The organism is Exiguobacterium sp. SH0S7, assembly GCF_004337195.1.
Lineage (GTDB): Bacteria > Bacillota > Bacilli > Exiguobacteriales > Exiguobacteriaceae > Exiguobacterium > Exiguobacterium aurantiacum_A.
The window spans coordinates 595,248-611,829 of record NZ_SJVA01000001.1; the positions used below are offsets into that span (position 1 = coordinate 595,248).

Sequence of the window (16,582 nt, forward strand, 5' to 3'; positions counted from 1 at the left end):
AAATCGCTCCTTTTTGTTTGGAAAATTAGTTACTTCGTAACGATTGACGTACCGGTCATTTCAGCCGGTTGCTCTCCTCCGAGGAGGTGTAAGAGCGTCGGCGCGAGGTCGCAAAGCGAACCTTTCATAACTGGTTTCAGTTCAACGCCTGGCTTCGTGACGATACATGGTACAGGTTCTGTCGTATGGGCCGTCATCGGTGAGCCGTCCGGGTTCGTGACGAGGTCAGCGTTCCCGTGGTCCGCCGTGATAATCGCCGCGCCGCCTTTGGCGAGTAGTGCGTCCACTACTTTACCGAGGCATTCGTCGACGACTTCGACCGCTTTTTTCGTTGGTTCGAGCATACCGGAATGGCCGACCATGTCCGGGTTCGCGTAGTTGATGATGTACGCGTCGTACGTGTCTGATTCGATGCGCTCGAGAAGACCTTCTGTGAGCTCGTATGCGCTCATTTCCGGTTTCAAGTCGTACGTCGCTACTTTCGGCGACGGGACGAGGAAGCGATCTTCACCTTCGAACGGTGTTTCTTGTTGTCCGTTCAAGAAGAACGTGACGTGCGGGTATTTCTCAGTTTCCGCGGCGCGGAGCTGTTTGTACCCTTGCGCGGCGAGCGTTTCGCCGAGCGTGTTTTTCAAATCTTCCGGCGGGAAGACGATATCCGTATCGATCTCATCCGAGAATTTCGTCATCGAGACGAGCAAGACGTTCTCCGGATGCGCGCTCGAGAGCTCGAACCCTTTGAAGCCTGTCTTCTCTTTGAACACTTTCGCGAGTTCGATCGCCCGGTCCGGACGGAAGTTGAAGAACATGATCGCGTCGTTGTCTTTGATTGTCGCGACCGGTTGACCGTCTTTCTCGATGACCGTCGGCAAGACGAACTCATCTGTCAAACCGTCTGCGTACGATTGCTTAAGCACGTCGACCGCATTCGTTCCGACTTCGCCTTTTGCGTTGACGAGGACGTCGTAAACTTTTACGACGCGTTCCCAACGGTTGTCGCGGTCCATGGCATAGTAACGTCCAGACACACTAGCGACTTGACCGACACCGAGTTCAGCGAGCTTCGCTTCCGTCTGTTCGAGGAAGCTTGCACCTGATTTCGGATCACAGTCACGGCCGTCCGTGAAAGCGTGAATGAATACTTTTTCAATGCCGTGGAGTTTCGCGAACTCGACGATGGCGAACATATGTTGAATGTGCGAGTGAATCCCGCCGTCTGAGACGAGTCCCATGATGTGGAGACTTGAATCATACTTCTTCACATGTCCAGCCAAATGGTTCATTGCTTGACGGTCGAAGAGCGACCGGTCTTTGATGGAGTTGTTGACGCGTGAAAGTGACTGATAGACGACTCGGCCGGCACCGATATTTAAGTGACCGACTTCCGAGTTGCCCATCTGACCTTCCGGAAGACCGACGTACTCACCTTGCGCGTTTAAAAGCGTGTGTGGATACTGCTCCCAGAAACGGTCGAAGTTCGGTTTGTTCGCCGCAGCGACCGCATTACCGAACGTTTCGTTCCGCATACCGAAACCATCTAAGATGATAAGGGCGACAGGTCTTGCCATTTAAATCGCCTCCAACAACTTGAGGAACGAAGCAGCTTCGAGTGAAGCACCGCCGACGAGTGCGCCGTCGATGTCTTCTTGAGCCATATACTCCTTGATGTTCTCAGGTTTGACTGAACCGCCGTATTGGATGCGAACCGCAGCCGCCACGTCTTCACCGTAAAGGCCTTTTACAACGTCGCGAACGTATTTGCATGAGCTTTGCGCGTCTGCTTCGTCCGCTGATTTGCCAGTACCGATTGCCCAAACTGGCTCGTACGCGATGACGAGTTGTTTGACTTGGTCAGCTGAAAGATCGGCGAGGCCACCTTCGACTTGCGTCTTGATGACTTCTTCGAACTTGCCGCCTTCGCGCTCGTCAAGTGTTTCACCGACACAAACGATTGGCGTAAGACCGTGTTCGAACGCTTTTTTCGTTTTGCTGTTGATGAACGCATCTGACTCGCCGAAGTACTCACGGCGCTCCGAGTGTCCAAGGATGACGTAAGTGACGCCGAGGTTGGCGATCATCGCCGGGCTCGTTTCACCTGTGTATGCCCCGCTGTCTTTGTCGTACATGTTTTGCGCACTAAGCTTTAAGTTCGATCCTTTAGCCGCTTCTACCATTGGGGCCAAGAATACTGCTGGTGCACCAATCGCCGCGTCAACTTTGTCCGTTGACGGGATATTGTTTTTAACTTCCTCTACGAAAGCGACCGCTTCCGAGAGTGTTTTATTCATTTTCCAGTTACCTGCAATAATCGGTTTACGCATCGATAATCCTCCTCAGTTTTACTTGTCGTTCAACGCTTCGACGCCTGGAAGTTTCTTGCCTTCCATGAATTCGAGTGAAGCGCCGCCACCAGTTGAGATGTGACTCATCTTGTCAGCGAGGCCGAATTTGGCTGCTGCCGCGGCTGAGTCGCCACCACCGATGATTGAATACGCGTCGCTGTCTGCGAGTGCTTGAGCGACACCTTTCGTTCCGTTAGCGTATTTATCGAGTTCGAATACGCCCATCGGTCCGTTCCAAACGACAAGTTTCGATTCGCGAATCGCTTCCGCGTAAATTTCGACCGTCTTCGGTCCGATGTCGAGACCCATGTGATCCGCAGGGATCGAGTCGATATCGACTGGTCCGACGTAAGTTTCTTCGCCGAATTCTTTCGCAATCACACAGTCGACCGGCAACAAGAACTTCACGCCTTTGTCTTCTGCTTTTTTCATGAACTCACGAGCGAGGTCGAGCTTGTCTTCTTCAAGGAGTGACGTTCCGACTTCGTGCCCGAGTGCTTTCGAGAACGTGTACGAGAGTCCGCCACCGATGATGAGCGTGTCAACGATGTCAAGAAGGTGATCGATGACCCCGATCTTGTCAGCAACTTTCGAACCACCGATGATAGCCGTGAACGGGCGATCCGGGTTCGAGAGTGCCTTGCCGAGCACTTCAAGTTCTTTCTCCATCAATAAACCAGCAACCGCCGTGTCGACGTTTTGCGCGATCCCTTCCGTCGAGGCATGGGCACGGTGAGCCGCACCGAACGCGTCGTTGACGAAGACGTCAGCGAGCGCCGCAAAGCCTTTAGCGAGTTCTGGATCATTTTTCGTTTCACCAGGGTAGAAACGGACGTTTTCGAGAACGACGACGTCACCTTCACCAAGTTTTGAAACCGCTTCTTCTGCAACTGGACCGTACGCTTCTTCAGCGAGCGGTACGTCTTTGCCGAGAAGTTCACCTAGACGTTTTGCAACCGGTGCGAGCGAGTATTTTTCGTTCTTCTCGCCGCCTGGACGGCCGAGGTGGCTCGCCAAAATGACTTTCGCGCCGCCGTCGATCAAATGCTTGATCGTCGGAATAGCTGCTTGGATCCGCGTTTCATCTTGAATGACGCCATCTTTAAGTGGAACGTTGAAGTCAACGCGGCAAAAGACGCGCTTCCCTTTTACATCGATGTCACGAATAGACTGTTTGTTCATAAACCTTCGCCTCCATATGTCGTGCGTGTCAATTTCATAAATAGAGCGGAGAACAATCTCTTGTTTCCGCTCCTATTTGGTTCTATTTAGTTCACGAACTTACTTCGCGATTTCAGCAAAGTGCTTGAGTGTGCGAACCAATTGTGCAGTGTATGACATTTCGTTGTCGTACCATGCAACTGTTTTAACAAGTTGCTTGTCGCCGACTGTCATGACTTTCGTTTGTGTCGCATCGAAGAGTGAACCGTAAGTGATTCCGACGATGTCAGAAGATACGATTTCGTCTTCAGTGTAACCGAATGACTCGTTCGCTGCTTTTTTCATTGCTGCGTTGATTTCGTCAACAGAAACTGTTTTCTCGAGAACTGTTACGAGCTCAGTCAATGAACCAGTTGCAACTGGTACACGTTGTGCTGCGCCATCAAGTTTACCTTGAAGTGCTGGGATAACAAGGCCGATCGCTTTAGCCGCACCAGTTGTGTTCGGTACGATGTTCGCTGCTGCCGCACGTGCACGACGGAAGTCACCTTTAGGGTGTGGAGCGTCGAGCGTGTTTTGGTCGCCAGTGTAAGCGTGGATTGTTGTCATGAGACCTTCGATGATTCCGAACTGATCTTGGAGAACTTTCGCCATTGGCGCCAAGCAGTTTGTTGTACAAGAAGCACCAGAGATTACTGTCTCAGAACCGTCAAGGATTTCGTGGTTCGTGTTGTAAACGACTGTCTTCATGTCACCTGTAGCCGGAGCCGAGATCACAACTTTTTTCGCGCCAGCTTTCAAATGAAGCTCCGCTTTTTCTTTGTCTGTGAAGAATCCAGTACATTCGAGGACGATGTCAACACCGAGCTCGCCCCATGGAAGTTCTTCTGGGTTACGGTTAGCAAGTGTAACGACTTTCTCGCCGTTTACGAGGAAATGACCGTCGTGTACTTCAACTTCTCCGTCGAAACGACCTTGTGTCGTGTCATATTTGAGAAGGTGAGCAAGCATCTTCGTGTCAGTCAAGTCGTTGATTGCAACAACTTCGACTCCTTCGTTCTTGATGATCTCGCGGAATGCCAAGCGACCAATACGTCCAAATCCGTTAATACCAACTTTTACTGCCATAGTTAATTTCCTCCTTAGGGTAGAAGCTATTTATTAGAAGAGCCAACGGGGGTCAACTCTTTAATAACGATTTAATAATTCTGTGGCCGCACCTTCGTCTGTGACGAGGATGATGTTCGGCCTATGTTTCGCATATGCGGCAATCGCTTGTGCCTTCGACTTTCCTCCGGCGACGGCGATGACGGTGTCCATGTCGTCGAGCTCCTCTAATTGGATGCCGACCGTCTTGACCCGATGAACGATTTCGCCTTCTGCGTTGAAATAATATCCGAACGCTTCGGCGACGGCTTCGTGCCGTTCGATCATCCGCAAATGCTCCGGTGTGGCGTGACGACGTTTTGCCATCGTTTCGGCCTCACCAATTCCATGTACCACTATTCGAGCCGCTCTAATCATTTCCAGCACATTTTTTATGCTTGGTTCCTCCACCATCCGTTCAAACGTCTTTTGTGAAACCTCATCTGGGATGTGGAGTAAATGATAGTCGGCGTGGGCCCGGTCCGCCATTCGAGAACAGACGGTGTTCGCCTGTAACTCGAGCGTTTCGCCGAGTCCGCCGCGTGCCGGCACGAAATGCATCGGTCGTTCTTTTTTATCGGGCGACATCATTGCCGCAACCGATGCCATCGTCGTCCCGCCTGTGACCGCGATGATATTGTCGTCAGGTGCCAGTCGCGCTTTTAGTTGCGTGACGGCGGCCCGACCGATATCTCGCTGGACCCAGAACGTCTCGTCCGAATCTCCCGGTACGATGACGACTTGGCGAACGCCTAGTTTTTGCTCGAGAACTCGTGCGACTTGTGAAATCCCTAGGATTTCTCCCATGACCTCGTGCAAGTCTCTGAGAACGTTTCGGCCCGATTCTGTAAGTGAGATCCCTTGGGTCGCGACTGTGAGAAGACCTTGGTCTTTCAAAAAGTCGACTTCTCGTCTTAAGATTCGTTCCGTCAGCCCGAGGCTTGTAGCCAACGTCCGGCGGCCGATTGGCTGCATGAGCCGGACATAATGTAAGATGTCATAACGATGTCGGAGCGTGTCGAGCAGGTCAGGGACGATTTGCTTCTGAACTTGAATCAGTTGCTGGATCATGCTCATTCCCCCTCGACTTAAAGTATGGACAAAAAATGTCCCACTTTTATTTTTACGTCCCACCGCTACGAGTTCATCTTACCAATCACCTTACCGTCTGGCAACCCCTTCAAACGTTTTTTTTCGATGTAAGCGTATACTTAACAAATTCTTCAACTTTCTCATCATCGTATCGCCCTTGACTGATAAGGGTTCCTTCATGTACAACGACGGGAATCTCAAATAAATATTTTTCTTCGAGCAACGCATTGCCCGTGATGTCGATTTGCTCGAGCTCGAACGGATAATCTTCCTGTAGCCATTCGAGCATGACGAGCGCCTCCTCGCAGAGCGAGCAGTTCTCCCGGCGATATAACGTCAGTACCATGTCACGTCCCCCCTTTCCATAACTGTCTTTCCCGCTCCCGCGAGTTGCCAAAACCTAGCGCCTCACGATAATTCGCGACCGTCCGCCGCGTCACCGTGTAGCCGATCCGGGCCAGCTCCTCGGTGAGCGCTTGGTCGCTCAAAGGCGCCGTCTCTTGTTGGATCAGCTCGGCGAGCGCCCGTTTAATCATGAACGGGGCTTGGCCGTGGTACGTGGCACGGACGAAGAAGTGACGCCACTCCATCACGCCGCCCGCGGTCTTGGCGTACTTGCCTTGAATCGCGCGGCCGACCGTCGACTCATGCTTGCCGATCTCGATGGCGACTTCTTTTCGTGTGAGCGGATGCAGGACGAGTTGGCCGCGGAGCCAGTCCGCCTGGCGTCGCTCGATGACGGCCCACACGGAGCGGAGCGTTTCTGCGCGCATCGCGAGCGTCTCTTGCCACCACTTCGCCTCCCGGTCCGAACCGACGTCTAAGGCAATCATAGGGCTGAACCACGTCGTGATGAGTTCCCCGTCTTGAACGACGACCTCGAGTTCGGGCAGAATATGCTCGGTTTCTTCATATAATATCGGTGTCCTCGGGAGCGTGGCGACGATCCGGCTGATCCGCTCGTATTCGTCGGTCGTCATCCCGAGCTTGTCCGCTATATGCTCGACCTTTGCGTCAAGCGCCTCGAACACGTCGAGCACGTGTGGATCGTCATGCTCGATCGCGTGACGGTATTGGCAGTCATGTTCTGAAGCCGCACCGATCCCGGTCGGCTCTAAAAATAACAGTGCGCGCCGGGCCAGATCGACGTCCGTCATCTCGGCACCGAATCGCTTCGCGAGGACGGCATCGGTCTCCGGCAGTAGTCCACGATGGTCGAGCGCCATGACGAGTTGTTTTTGAAGCTGTTTTTGGGCCTCGGTCCCGCTTCCTTCGTCAATCTGTTCAAATAGCCGTGCTTCAAAACCGCCCGCCGCGTCCGCGATCCATTCGACCGTACCGCCCGTTGTGACGTGCGCGTTTCGTTTAGCCAACCGGGCGAGCTGCCACTCGAGCGCGACCCGGTCCGCCTCAAGAACCGGCAGACGCCGGACCATGTCTTGTGTCAGCTGAAGCTTCTGCAGTTGTTGCTGTTCTTGCCGTTGCATCGGTCACACCCCTCTCACTTCTAATTGTAACGAATGGTCGCCAAACGCGCTCACAAAAAAAGACGTGATAACAGGATTGCTTTTTCAAAAAAACAATTGTATAATAAATCGTGTCAGAGAACATGCACCCGTAGCTCAGGGGATAGAGCACTGGTTTCCGGTGCCAGGTGTCGGGAGTTCAAATCTCTCCGGGTGTATCAAATCAAGAGGTCAGGCAGATGCCTGGCCTCTTTTGTCGTTTATAATTGATCGAACGGTGGAATATGTGAGAAACAAAGACTATCGTTTGACCAACATTGACTATAGCGGTTATGATAGGTTTACACGATACATACAAGGAGGCAAATTCAATGTTAATTCCAACAGTTATCGAACAAACAGGTCGCGGGGAACGCGCGTACGACATTTACTCACGCTTGCTTAAAGACCGGATCATCCTTCTCGGAAGCGCGATCGACGACAACGTCGCCAACTCGATCGTCGCCCAGCTTCTTTTCCTTGCAGCTGAGGACCCAGATAAGGACATCTCACTCTACATCAACAGCCCGGGTGGCTCGATCACTTCTGGAATGGCGATCTACGACACGATGAACTTCATCAAGCCGAACGTATCGACAATCTGTATCGGAATGGCCGCATCGATGGGTGCCTTCTTGCTCCAAGCCGGTGAAAAAGGCAAACGCTTCGCGCTTCCAAACGCGGAGATCATGATTCACCAACCGCTCGGCGGAACACAAGGTCAAGCGTCGGACATTAAAATCCACGCCGAACGGATCATCAAGATGCGTGAGAAGTTGAACCAAATCATGGCCGACAACACAGGACAGCCGCTTGAAGTCATCGAGCGCGACACAGAGCGTGACTACTTCATGTCAGCTGAAGAGGCTAGCAACTACGGTCTCATCGACAAAGTCATGACACGTTAATCATTTTGACTCACAGTAAGCACACGTACTCAGTACGTGTGCTTTTTTTGTGCTGATTCGGCAGTGTGTAACCTCCCCATGTATTGACCCTATTTAACAAGCACCCGTTCTATAATGAATAAAGAATCTTTAGAAAGGATTTTAATACCAAATAGAGGAGGTCTATTTTGAAGAATTTTTTAAATTTTAGGTGCAATCAAATACCAGGGGAACATCGGGATTGGACACATCTGATTCAATATATGGAACAATCCCCAGAACTGATCTACATTGCCACCCCTAAACTCGATGTGTGTTACATCAATCCTGAATTCGAATCGATGTATGGGTCTGGGTCAGACCATTTTTTCGATCTCAATCATTGGCCGGATGAAGATGTCATAAGAAAAGTGATGACATCTCACCAACAAGCATACGAGGGTGAGTCTGTGACATATGAAGTATCGAGAATAAACGACGACAGAATTCATCACTTATCCATTACAAACTTGGCTGTACCTTTTAATACGTCAGAGGAAGTGGTCATCGGTGTCGTAAAGGACATGAGCTCTACCATACAGCTCCAAGACGAACGTCTTCGCTTTGATTCACATCGTCGTGTAGTCAGCGGAATCGAAGGACTCGCTTTGTTCGAGTTCAATTTAAGCGATAATCAATTCAGCACGTTCGGATCACTCGATTCCATGTTTGGATTAGCTGATGATTGCTCTAACGACTACAGTCCCCTACTTTTTAAGCAACTTTTGCATCCAGATGACTTGAATACATACTTAGAAGAGTTAGGAAAGCTGATGATCGACCCAGAGACATATACACGCGAATCGATGGTGCGCATCTTTCATTTGAAAGAAGGACAATATCGTTCATTCTTAGTACGTAGCCATCTATCTTCCAACCGAAAGATATTGACTTGTGCCGTGATCGATCGAACAGGACGACACCCTGATGAACAAGCTAAAATAGAACAACTCAGTCATTTCGTGGAAGCTGCATTAATGGAATACGACTTTTTAACGGAATCGTTCCGTTATATAACTCCCGGTTTATTTAAAATGATGGGTTACGATTCAGGACAACCCGAATTAGACGTTCAGTTTTGGAAAGAGTTGCTCCATCCAGACGATGTCGACATGATCATCGCCTCTCGTGAAGAGACACTTGCAGGAATGGCTGCGACATACGTCTACCGCGTTTATGTACAAGGTGAAATAAAGTGGGTTGAAGAACGTCGGGAACCGCTGTTTGATAAGCATCGGCAAGTCGTAGCATACCGGGCTCTGTTAAAAAACATCACTCGCCTCCATGATCAAGAAGAACAAATCACAGAGTTGCGAACTTATGACCCCGTCACCGGTGCCTCCAACCGTGAAACACTGACAGAGTATCTAAATGAACTCTTAACAAACAAGCGACCGATTACGATGATCGGTGTGTCTTTTAATCACCATACAGAAGTAAAGCAGACACTTGGTTTCGAGATGGCAGACGAGTGGCGTGCCGTCACAACCGCCACACTTCAAAAACTCGTCCCTGAACAAGCCATGCTTGCTCAAATCAGCGAAGATATGAACTGTATCGTCATCCCTCAGTCTTGGACGGATGAAGAAGCGAGACGATTCGGCAAACGTGTGACAAACTTGTCGGAACATCTTTTCTCAATCGGTAACTATGAGATTTTCACGACTGTATCGGTCGGTGTTTGCCGTTATCCTCATGATGGTGAGACGGCAAACGATTTGATCAAGCATACCGTCCATGTCACGAACCACGCATTTCAGCAAGGTGGACCTCACATCGAGCTATATTCTTCAAAAGTTGACTTACCGTCCATTCGACGTTATGAATTGACCAATGATTTACGGTCCGCTATCAAAAACCGTGAATTTTATGTCGTCTATCAACCGAAAGTCGATGCATGGACCGGAGAGATCCTTGGTGCGGAAGCATTAATGCGCTGGACACATCCGACTTGGGGGGCAATCTCTCCAGCCGAGTTTATCCCTTTGATCGAGCGAAGTAATTTATACGTTGAAGTGACGGATTTTTTAATTGAAGAAGTCTGCACGTTCTTAAGTACTTTATCGATGAAACTTCCAGTGTCAATCAATGTGCCGGTACAATACTTTTATCGGGATGACTATTTATGCGTCATCCATAATTCATTAAAAAAATGGCAGCTGACAGCTGACTGTCTTGAGATTGAGATACCCGAGTCAACCTTGCTCGATAACCGGTCACGAATGAAAAGCGTGTTTAATGCTTTGAATGCGTACGGTTTAAGTATCTCGTTCGATGACTTTGGAAAAGGCTACTCTTCTCTGGCCTACGTTCAAGATTACAACGTCCAGACGATTAAAATCGACCGCGTCTTCGCGCATGGAATTCATCAAAACGTCAAATCGCAAGCAATCGTTCGAAGCCTCATGTTCATCGCAAAAGAATTTGGCATGAAAGTGGTTGTCGAAGGGGTCGAACACTTCGATGACCTCGCCTGGTTACGCGACCATGGCGTCAGTATCATCCAAGGCTTTTTATTCAGCCGGCCCGTCTCAGACCAAGCATTTATCGCCTTGCTACAACAGAAGTATTTATTGCCGACAGAAGTACTGCCGTTAAAAGAACGGGACGCGCTCATCCCAGCCCGAATGACATTTTCGAAAATAAAATCACTCGCTGTTAATCTTGGTGAAGCTCCGGTGCTCGTCTCTCAACGCTCGTCTGGACTGTTAGCACTTTACACGAAACTCTATTTACCACCTGATGATTTTTTACAATTTTCCATCCAGTTATCTAATCATGATGCGGCCGTATTGGTGACGATCACAAATCGGACCGAGCTATTAAATGGTCTATACTGTTATGACGTCGTCTATAAACATGATGACACGATTGAAACAGCATTACAGGAAGCGCTACGGCTTACTCCCAAACAGATTTGGGACACGGGCCGTATCCAACAATTTCTATAAATCTGAAGAAGACGCATTTTTTCGATGCGTCTTCTTTTACTGTTCCTCCACCTCGACGCCGAACACGTAACGGCTGTCGCCTTGTGCCCAGTCCCCGCCCATCTCGAACAAATAGACGCCCGGTTCATCGGGAACGGCTTGCTCGGACGGGACAAGTTCCCCGTCGACAATCTGATTGAATGAAAAGTTTGATGGTTCGGCGTGGAACGTCACGTCGATTTCAGCACCCGGTTTGACCGGGACGAGCTGCAGGTCGTCCGCTCCCGGTAACCCGTGGTCTTCACATACCCCTTGTCCCTGATCGGACCAACAAAACGTCGACTGTCTCACTTCGGCGGTAACGGAACCGACCCGGACCGTCGGCAGTGGCGGGCGCAGCGACGATTCTGCTTTCCAAAAGGACATCGCGAGCAATCCTCCCCCGACTACCAGTAACCCGATCACCAACACCCATCGCCCTTTTCGCTTCAACTCACTCATCTCCTTTTCCTGTCTATTCCCCACTCCACAAAAAAAGACCCACTTTCGTGAGCCTTCCGTTCATTTCGGGCGTCGCAGCCCTTTCAACATATATCCACCTTTGAAATCGACCGGGTCGAACGCGACGAGGAACGCCTTCGGTTCATACTCCTCGACCAGTTGGCGCAATTCTTTCATCCGCGTCCGCGCCGCCAAGACATCAAGACGATAACGCGTTCCATCACGGCCTTGGCCTTGATAGTGCGTCACACCGTAACCGCTATCGCGCATCTTTTGAATGAGCTCAGCCGGAAACTCTTGCGTGTGGACTTGGATCATGTTGTAGCCGATCGCAAGTTTCCGCTCGACGAAACCGCCGAGAAGAATACCGAGCCCGAACCCGACCGCATACACGATCATCCCGAGCGTCGTCAAATCTTGAAAGACGATACCGAGCGCGAAGATATAGATGAGCGTCTCGAGCGTCCCGAACATGGCCGCAATCACCGTTTTCCCTTTGACGAGCATGATCGTCCGAAGCGTGAGCACCGGTACAAATAGTAATTGTAATAATAAAATGAGCAAGAGTTGGCTCGCTTGTCCCATAGGATCGACCTCCATTCCAATTCAGTAACTCCACTATTCCAAATTTCCGTGATGGATGCAACCAAAAAAGGCTGACCGCGGTCAGCCCTTTTCTCATTTGCTTAAATTATCAACGCTCGTGAGCAGTTCATAGTCTTTACGGATAACTTGGTAAATCGCGTTCGTATCGCCCGATAACATCTCTTCAGCACGCAACTGGTTGAGGAAGAGGCTTGTCGCGAATGTCACGAGCGCACTTTTCGGGATCCCGATTTCTTTGGCCCGGTCCGTGATGACCCGGTCTAGCTCAGCGTCAATCGTGAGCGAAAGTCTTTTCTTTGCATTCGACATAATGTTGAAGCTCCTTTAATTTACATTTCAAATTCCTATACACAATTGCTAATTATATAGGAAGAATGCTTTTGGCGCAACCGGTGTCAGGATGACCCGATTTCTTCGCCGCCGCGAACTTTCTCTGCAATCTGGTCGATTTTGCGAAGACGATGGTTGATGCCCGACTTCGAGATTGGTCCCGTCTCGAGCATCTCCCCGAGTTCTTGAAGCGACACGTCTTGATGGGTGACCCGAAGCTCGGCGATTTCACGGAGCTTGACCGGTAAAATCTCAAGCCCGACCGTCCGTTCGAGATACTTGATATTCTCGACTTGCCGGAGCGCCGCCCCGACCGTCTTGTTCAAGTTCGCCGTCTCACAGTTGACGAGCCGGTTGACCGAGTTGCGCATGTCTTTGATGATGCGGGCGTCCTCAAAATCGAGCATGCCGCGCGTCGCCCCGATCAGTTTAAGGAAGTCAGAGATCTTCTCGCTCTCTTTGATGTATAGGATATGCCCTTTTTTCCGCTCGAGCGTTTTTGCGTTCAAGCCGAAGCGGTTGGCGAGGTCACGGAGCGCCTGGTTATGGTTCTCATACAGACTGTACACTTCTAGATGATACGACGACGTCTTCGGATGGTTGATCGATCCTCCGGCGAGGAACGCACCACGCAAGTAAGCACGGGCCAGGTTCTGGTTGCGCGTCATATCCGAGTTGAGTGTCCGGATCATCTCATAGTTCTCCCCGAGGATCTCTAGGTCACGGAGCATCGTCTCAGCACGTTGCGAGACACGGACGATGTAGACGTTGTTCTTCTTCAACCGCATTTTCTTGCGGACGAACAGATCCAAGTGATGGTCGTATAGACGTTTCATGAGGGAGTAGATGCGGCGCGCGATCGCGGCGTTCTCGGTCGAGACGTCAAGCGTCATCCCCCGTCCTAAAGCGAGCGAGATGACACCGTTCATGCGGACGAGCGCGGACAATTCCGCTTTCGCCTCGGCATCGGTGACGTCGAGTTGCGTCAGTTCTTTTTTCACCTCTGAGGCAAAGCTCATCTCGGTCCCCTCCTTTCCATTGCTGCTATTTCAGTTCAAGCTCCTGGTACGAGCGTGGTTTCTTGATCCGCAGCACGCGTTGCATGACGAGCCCGGCAATCGCGTCCGAATCGTGACGGATATAGTCCCGGTTATAGTCGACGATGTCCCCGGCGAGCACGTTCGTGCCATAGTTGCGGAGCTTCTTCCGATCGAACCGGACTTCTTCCGATCCGTCTTCGAGGTAGCGCTCTAAATAAATATCTTCAATCGGTTCGTTGTTGACGACGATCGTATCGACCGTCGACTTCCCGAGGTACGCCTCGACCGACTTCAAATGCCGCATCGCGTCGTAGCCTTGCGTCTCACCTGGTTGCGTCATGACGTTACAAATATAGACGATCGGGACGCCGGCCCGGACGATGGCGTCGCGCACTTCCGGGATCAACAAGTTCGGAATGATGCTCGTATACAGGCTTCCCGGACCTAGGACAATCACATCTGCCTGTTCAATCGCTTCGACGACACCCGGTGCTGCTTTGATGCCTTCTTCAAGCAAGAACATGCGATTGATCGCTTTTCCGACGAGCGGGATCTTTGATTCGCCTTTGACGATCGTCCCGTCCTCAAATTCAGCGGCGAGCGTCATGAGCGTCTCCGTGACCGGCAAGACCTTCCCTTGAGCGTTCAACAGTTGCGACAGTACGTCGATCGCCTTGACGAACGATCCTTCACAAATATGTGTCGCCGCCGTCAACATCAAGTTGCCGAGCGAATGCCCCTCGAGCCCGTAACCGCTGTCGAACCGATACTGTAAGATGCGGTCCATGAGCGGCTCGACTTCAGATAACGCCAAGATGACGTTACGGATATCCCCGGGCGGTAGCATGTGGAACTCGTCGCGGAGCCGTCCCGAGCTGCCGCCGTCATCACCGACCGTGACAATCGCCGTGATCGCGAGCGGATAATGCTTGAGACCACGGACGAGCGTCGATAGACCCGTCCCGCCACCGATGGCGACAACTTTTCTCTCGCGTCTCATCTTACTTCTCCTTCGTCGCGTGGACGAGGTCGCGATGGACGGTCTTGACGTTGTAGCGCTCGGCGAAATGGGCCGATACTTTTTCAGCGAACGTGATCGAACGGTGCTTACCGCCCGTGCAACCGAAAGCGACGACAACTTGTGCTTTCCCTTCCCGCTTATATTGCGGCAACAGGAACTCGAGCATATCGATCACTTTTTTATAAAACGCCCGCGCCTCAGGATGCGACATGACGTAATTTTGAACTTCTTCCGTCTGCCCAGTGAGCGGCCTGAGCTCCGGGATGTAGAACGGGTTCGTGATGAAGCGGACGTCGAACAACAAGTCGATGTCGAGCGGCACGCCGTGTTTAAAGCCGAACGACATGAAGTTGACGGTGAACGGGATCCGCTCCTCGTTGAACTGGAGCAAGATCCGGTCTTTGAGCATCTGTGGCTTCAAGTCGCTCGTATCATAGAGCGTGTGGGCCCGGTCACGGAACCCTTCGAGCAGCGAGCGCTCCATCTTGATGCCGACGAGCGGTGCATCTTCCGGGGCGAGCGGATGCGACCGGCGCGTCTCTTTATAACGACGGACGAGCACTTCGTCCCGTGTGTCGAGGTAGAGCAGATGCGGGTGCACGTTCTTTTGTTCGAGATCATCGATGACGATGAACAAGCTATCGATGAAGTCCGGCGTGCGCGTGTCGATCGCGACCGCGATCTTCGGACGGACCGAACTGATGACATCGATCAGCTGCGGCAACAAAACCGGCGGCAAGTTATCGACGCAAAAATAGCCGAGGTCCTCAAAACTATTCATTGCGACCGATTTACCAGCCCCACTCATCCCGCTGATGATGATCAATTCTTCTAATCCTTTAAAGTCTTCCATGTCGCTGACGCCCCCTTAAATTTGACAACCGAGCCGTGTGTTCAGCTCTCTTCTATCCTCAGTATAACGAACGCCCGAAAAAAAGAGAAGGGATTGCGGTTGCCCGCAATCCCTTCTGCCTTGGTCACGCGTTTTGTTCTTGTAATTTCTCGAGGAGACCCTCGATGAAATGTTGCGCGTTTTGAGCGGCGATCGACCCGTCGTTCGTCGCTGTGACGACTTGACGGAGCGTCTTGTCGCGAACGTCTCCGGCGGCGAAGATCCCAGGGATCGTCGTCTCCATTGCTTCGTTCGTGACGATGTAGCCTTGCTCGTTCAAGATGCCGAGATCTTTGACGAATCCAGTAATCGGGTTCATACCGATGTAGATGAATACGCCATCAATCTCATGCTCCGACTCCGTGCCGTCGATCGTGCTGACGAGACGGGCGCCGCCGACTTTACCGTCTGCTTCCACAATTTCTTTCAACGTATGGTTCCAGATGAAGTCGACTTTCGGGTTGTCGAACGCACGTTTTTGCAGGATCTTCTGCGCCCGTAGCTCATCGCGACGGTGGACGATCGTCACTTTGTCCGCGAAGCGCGTCAAGAACACGCCTTCTTCGACAGCAGAGTCGCCGCCGCCGATGACGAACAAGTTTTTCCCTTTGAAGAACGCACCGTCACAGACTGCACAGTAGGATACACCGCGACCGCCGAGCTCTTCTTCGCCCGGTACGCCGATTTTTTTATACTGCGCCCCTGAAGCAAGGATGATGGCGCGTGCCTTGTAGTCACGGTTATGGGCGTGGACGACTTTATATTCGGTTTCGTCCGAGATGCTTTGGACATCGCCATACGCGTATTCCGCACCGAACGCTTTCGAGTGGTCAAACATTTTTTGAGATAGGTCAGGACCGAGAATGCTGTCGTAACCTGGATAGTTTTCGATATCTTCCGTGTTCGCCATCTGTCCACCTGGGATGCCTCGTTCGATCATAAGTGTCGACAAATTGGCACGCGACGCGTAAAGTGCCGCCGTCATTCCGGCTGGGCCGGCCCCGATGATAATGACGTCATAGATTTTTTCTTCTGTCATAGTGATTCCACCTCTGCATGAAATTGATTGACTTCAGTATAAGAAACCTAG

General features: G+C 51.3%; 16 protein-coding genes and 1 tRNA gene. 3 read left to right on the forward strand and 14 right to left on the reverse strand.

Annotated features, from left to right (window positions below):
- Positions 1–29 precede the first annotated feature (29 nt).
- From gpmI to EVJ22_RS03055, 7 genes are all read right to left on the reverse strand, one after another.
- Complete coding sequence (gene gpmI, locus EVJ22_RS03025) at positions 30–1,568, reverse strand: 2,3-bisphosphoglycerate-independent phosphoglycerate mutase (protein ID WP_131443159.1); 1,539 nt, start codon at positions 1,566–1,568, stop codon at positions 30–32.
- Entirely contained in the window at positions 1,569–2,321 is a 753-nt protein-coding gene (gene tpiA, locus EVJ22_RS03030; RefSeq protein WP_070328703.1) for a triose-phosphate isomerase, read from the reverse strand.
- Positions 2,322–2,339: 18 nt separating this feature from the next.
- Entirely contained in the window at positions 2,340–3,524 is a 1,185-nt protein-coding gene (locus EVJ22_RS03035; RefSeq protein ID WP_071397953.1) for a phosphoglycerate kinase, read from the reverse strand.
- A 99-nt stretch (positions 3,525–3,623) separates the two neighbouring features.
- A complete protein-coding gene (gene gap / locus EVJ22_RS03040) occupies positions 3,624–4,631 on the reverse strand; it encodes a type I glyceraldehyde-3-phosphate dehydrogenase (RefSeq protein WP_071397954.1) in 1,008 nt (335 codons plus the stop codon).
- 60 nt (positions 4,632–4,691) lie between these two features.
- The gene (locus tag EVJ22_RS03045; protein WP_199749306.1) at positions 4,692–5,717 is read right to left on the reverse strand and encodes a sugar-binding transcriptional regulator; all 1,026 of its coding nucleotides are present in this window, start codon (positions 5,715–5,717) and stop codon (positions 4,692–4,694) included.
- Positions 5,718–5,829: 112 nt separating this feature from the next.
- Complete coding sequence (locus tag EVJ22_RS03050) at positions 5,830–6,087, reverse strand: glutaredoxin family protein (RefSeq protein ID WP_131443161.1); 258 nt, start codon at positions 6,085–6,087, stop codon at positions 5,830–5,832.
- Position 6,088: 1 nt separating this feature from the next.
- Positions 6,089–7,228: an RNA polymerase factor sigma-54 gene (locus tag EVJ22_RS03055; protein ID WP_131443163.1), complete on the reverse strand. Its 1,140-nt coding sequence runs from the start codon at positions 7,226–7,228 to the stop codon at positions 6,089–6,091.
- Positions 7,229–7,352: 124 nt separating this feature from the next.
- On the opposite strand from EVJ22_RS03055, the gene EVJ22_RS03060 reads away from it, so the two are divergent.
- The 3 genes from EVJ22_RS03060 (at position 7,353) to EVJ22_RS03070 (ending at position 11,123) form a co-directional block, all read left to right on the forward strand.
- Positions 7,353–7,425, forward strand: a tRNA-Arg gene (locus EVJ22_RS03060).
- Positions 7,426–7,539: 114 nt separating this feature from the next.
- The gene (gene clpP / locus EVJ22_RS03065; protein WP_255569971.1) at positions 7,540–8,154 is read left to right on the forward strand and encodes an ATP-dependent Clp endopeptidase proteolytic subunit ClpP; all 615 of its coding nucleotides are present in this window, start codon (positions 7,540–7,542) and stop codon (positions 8,152–8,154) included.
- Between the two features lie 542 nt (positions 8,155–8,696).
- The gene (locus EVJ22_RS03070) at positions 8,697–11,123 is read left to right on the forward strand and encodes a putative bifunctional diguanylate cyclase/phosphodiesterase (protein ID WP_158625490.1); all 2,427 of its coding nucleotides are present in this window, start codon (positions 8,697–8,699) and stop codon (positions 11,121–11,123) included.
- 36 nt (positions 11,124–11,159) lie between these two features.
- Here EVJ22_RS03070 and EVJ22_RS03075 read toward each other — a convergent pair whose 3' ends face one another.
- The 7 genes from EVJ22_RS03075 to trxB all read right to left on the reverse strand — a co-directional run bounded on the left by EVJ22_RS03075 (position 11,160) and on the right by trxB (position 16,531).
- Positions 11,160–11,603: a hypothetical protein gene (locus tag EVJ22_RS03075; RefSeq protein ID WP_071397962.1), complete on the reverse strand. Its 444-nt coding sequence runs from the start codon at positions 11,601–11,603 to the stop codon at positions 11,160–11,162.
- A gap of 60 nt (positions 11,604–11,663) precedes the next feature.
- The gene (locus EVJ22_RS03080; RefSeq protein WP_233589578.1) at positions 11,664–12,188 is read right to left on the reverse strand and encodes a DUF2179 domain-containing protein; all 525 of its coding nucleotides are present in this window, start codon (positions 12,186–12,188) and stop codon (positions 11,664–11,666) included.
- 93 nt (positions 12,189–12,281) lie between these two features.
- Positions 12,282–12,518, reverse strand: coding sequence for a hypothetical protein (locus EVJ22_RS03085; protein WP_016508644.1), 237 nt, complete (start codon positions 12,516–12,518; stop codon positions 12,282–12,284).
- 86 nt (positions 12,519–12,604) lie between these two features.
- Positions 12,605–13,558 (reverse strand): DNA-binding protein WhiA, encoded by a 954-nt coding sequence (whiA, locus tag EVJ22_RS03090; protein WP_071397964.1) that lies wholly within the window; start codon positions 13,556–13,558, stop codon positions 12,605–12,607.
- 25 nt (positions 13,559–13,583) lie between these two features.
- Positions 13,584–14,579 carry a gluconeogenesis factor YvcK family protein gene (locus tag EVJ22_RS03095; protein ID WP_131443166.1) on the reverse strand — a complete coding sequence of 332 codons (996 nt, stop codon included), beginning with the start codon at positions 14,577–14,579 and terminating at the stop codon, positions 13,584–13,586.
- A 1-nt stretch (position 14,580) separates the two neighbouring features.
- Entirely contained in the window at positions 14,581–15,453 is an 873-nt protein-coding gene (rapZ, locus tag EVJ22_RS03100; RefSeq protein WP_131443168.1) for an RNase adapter RapZ, read from the reverse strand.
- Positions 15,454–15,577: 124 nt separating this feature from the next.
- Entirely contained in the window at positions 15,578–16,531 is a 954-nt protein-coding gene (gene trxB / locus EVJ22_RS03105) for a thioredoxin-disulfide reductase (protein WP_070328693.1), read from the reverse strand.
- Positions 16,532–16,582 lie beyond the last annotated feature (51 nt).

Excerpts from the sequence above, each read along its gene's own strand:
- gpmI (WP_131443159.1), bottom strand. The coding sequence starts at position 1,568 with ATGGCAAGACCTGTCGCCCTTATCATCTTAGATGGTTTCGGTATGCGG.
- tpiA (WP_070328703.1), bottom strand. The coding sequence starts at position 2,321 with ATGCGTAAACCGATTATTGCAGGTAACTGGAAAATGAATAAAACACTC.
- EVJ22_RS03035 (WP_071397953.1), bottom strand. The coding sequence starts at position 3,524 with ATGAACAAACAGTCTATTCGTGACATCGATGTAAAAGGGAAGCGCGTC.
- gap (WP_071397954.1), bottom strand. The coding sequence starts at position 4,631 with ATGGCAGTAAAAGTTGGTATTAACGGATTTGGACGTATTGGTCGCTTG.
- EVJ22_RS03050 (WP_131443161.1), bottom strand. The coding sequence starts at position 6,087 with ATGGTACTGACGTTATATCGCCGGGAGAACTGCTCGCTCTGCGAGGAG.
- EVJ22_RS03055 (WP_131443163.1), bottom strand. The coding sequence starts at position 7,228 with ATGCAACGGCAAGAACAGCAACAACTGCAGAAGCTTCAGCTGACACAA.
- clpP (WP_255569971.1), top strand. The coding sequence starts at position 7,540 with ATGATAGGTTTACACGATACATACAAGGAGGCAAATTCAATGTTAATT.
- EVJ22_RS03070 (WP_158625490.1), top strand. The coding sequence starts at position 8,697 with ATGAGCTCTACCATACAGCTCCAAGACGAACGTCTTCGCTTTGATTCA.
- EVJ22_RS03075 (WP_071397962.1), bottom strand. The coding sequence starts at position 11,603 with ATGAGTGAGTTGAAGCGAAAAGGGCGATGGGTGTTGGTGATCGGGTTA.
- EVJ22_RS03080 (WP_233589578.1), bottom strand. The coding sequence starts at position 12,188 with ATGGGACAAGCGAGCCAACTCTTGCTCATTTTATTATTACAATTACTA.
- EVJ22_RS03085 (WP_016508644.1), bottom strand. The coding sequence starts at position 12,518 with ATGTCGAATGCAAAGAAAAGACTTTCGCTCACGATTGACGCTGAGCTA.
- whiA (WP_071397964.1), bottom strand. The coding sequence starts at position 13,558 with ATGAGCTTTGCCTCAGAGGTGAAAAAAGAACTGACGCAACTCGACGTC.
- EVJ22_RS03095 (WP_131443166.1), bottom strand. The coding sequence starts at position 14,579 with ATGAGACGCGAGAGAAAAGTTGTCGCCATCGGTGGCGGGACGGGTCTA.
- rapZ (WP_131443168.1), bottom strand. The coding sequence starts at position 15,453 with ATGGAAGACTTTAAAGGATTAGAAGAATTGATCATCATCAGCGGGATG.
- trxB (WP_070328693.1), bottom strand. The coding sequence starts at position 16,531 with ATGACAGAAGAAAAAATCTATGACGTCATTATCATCGGGGCCGGCCCA.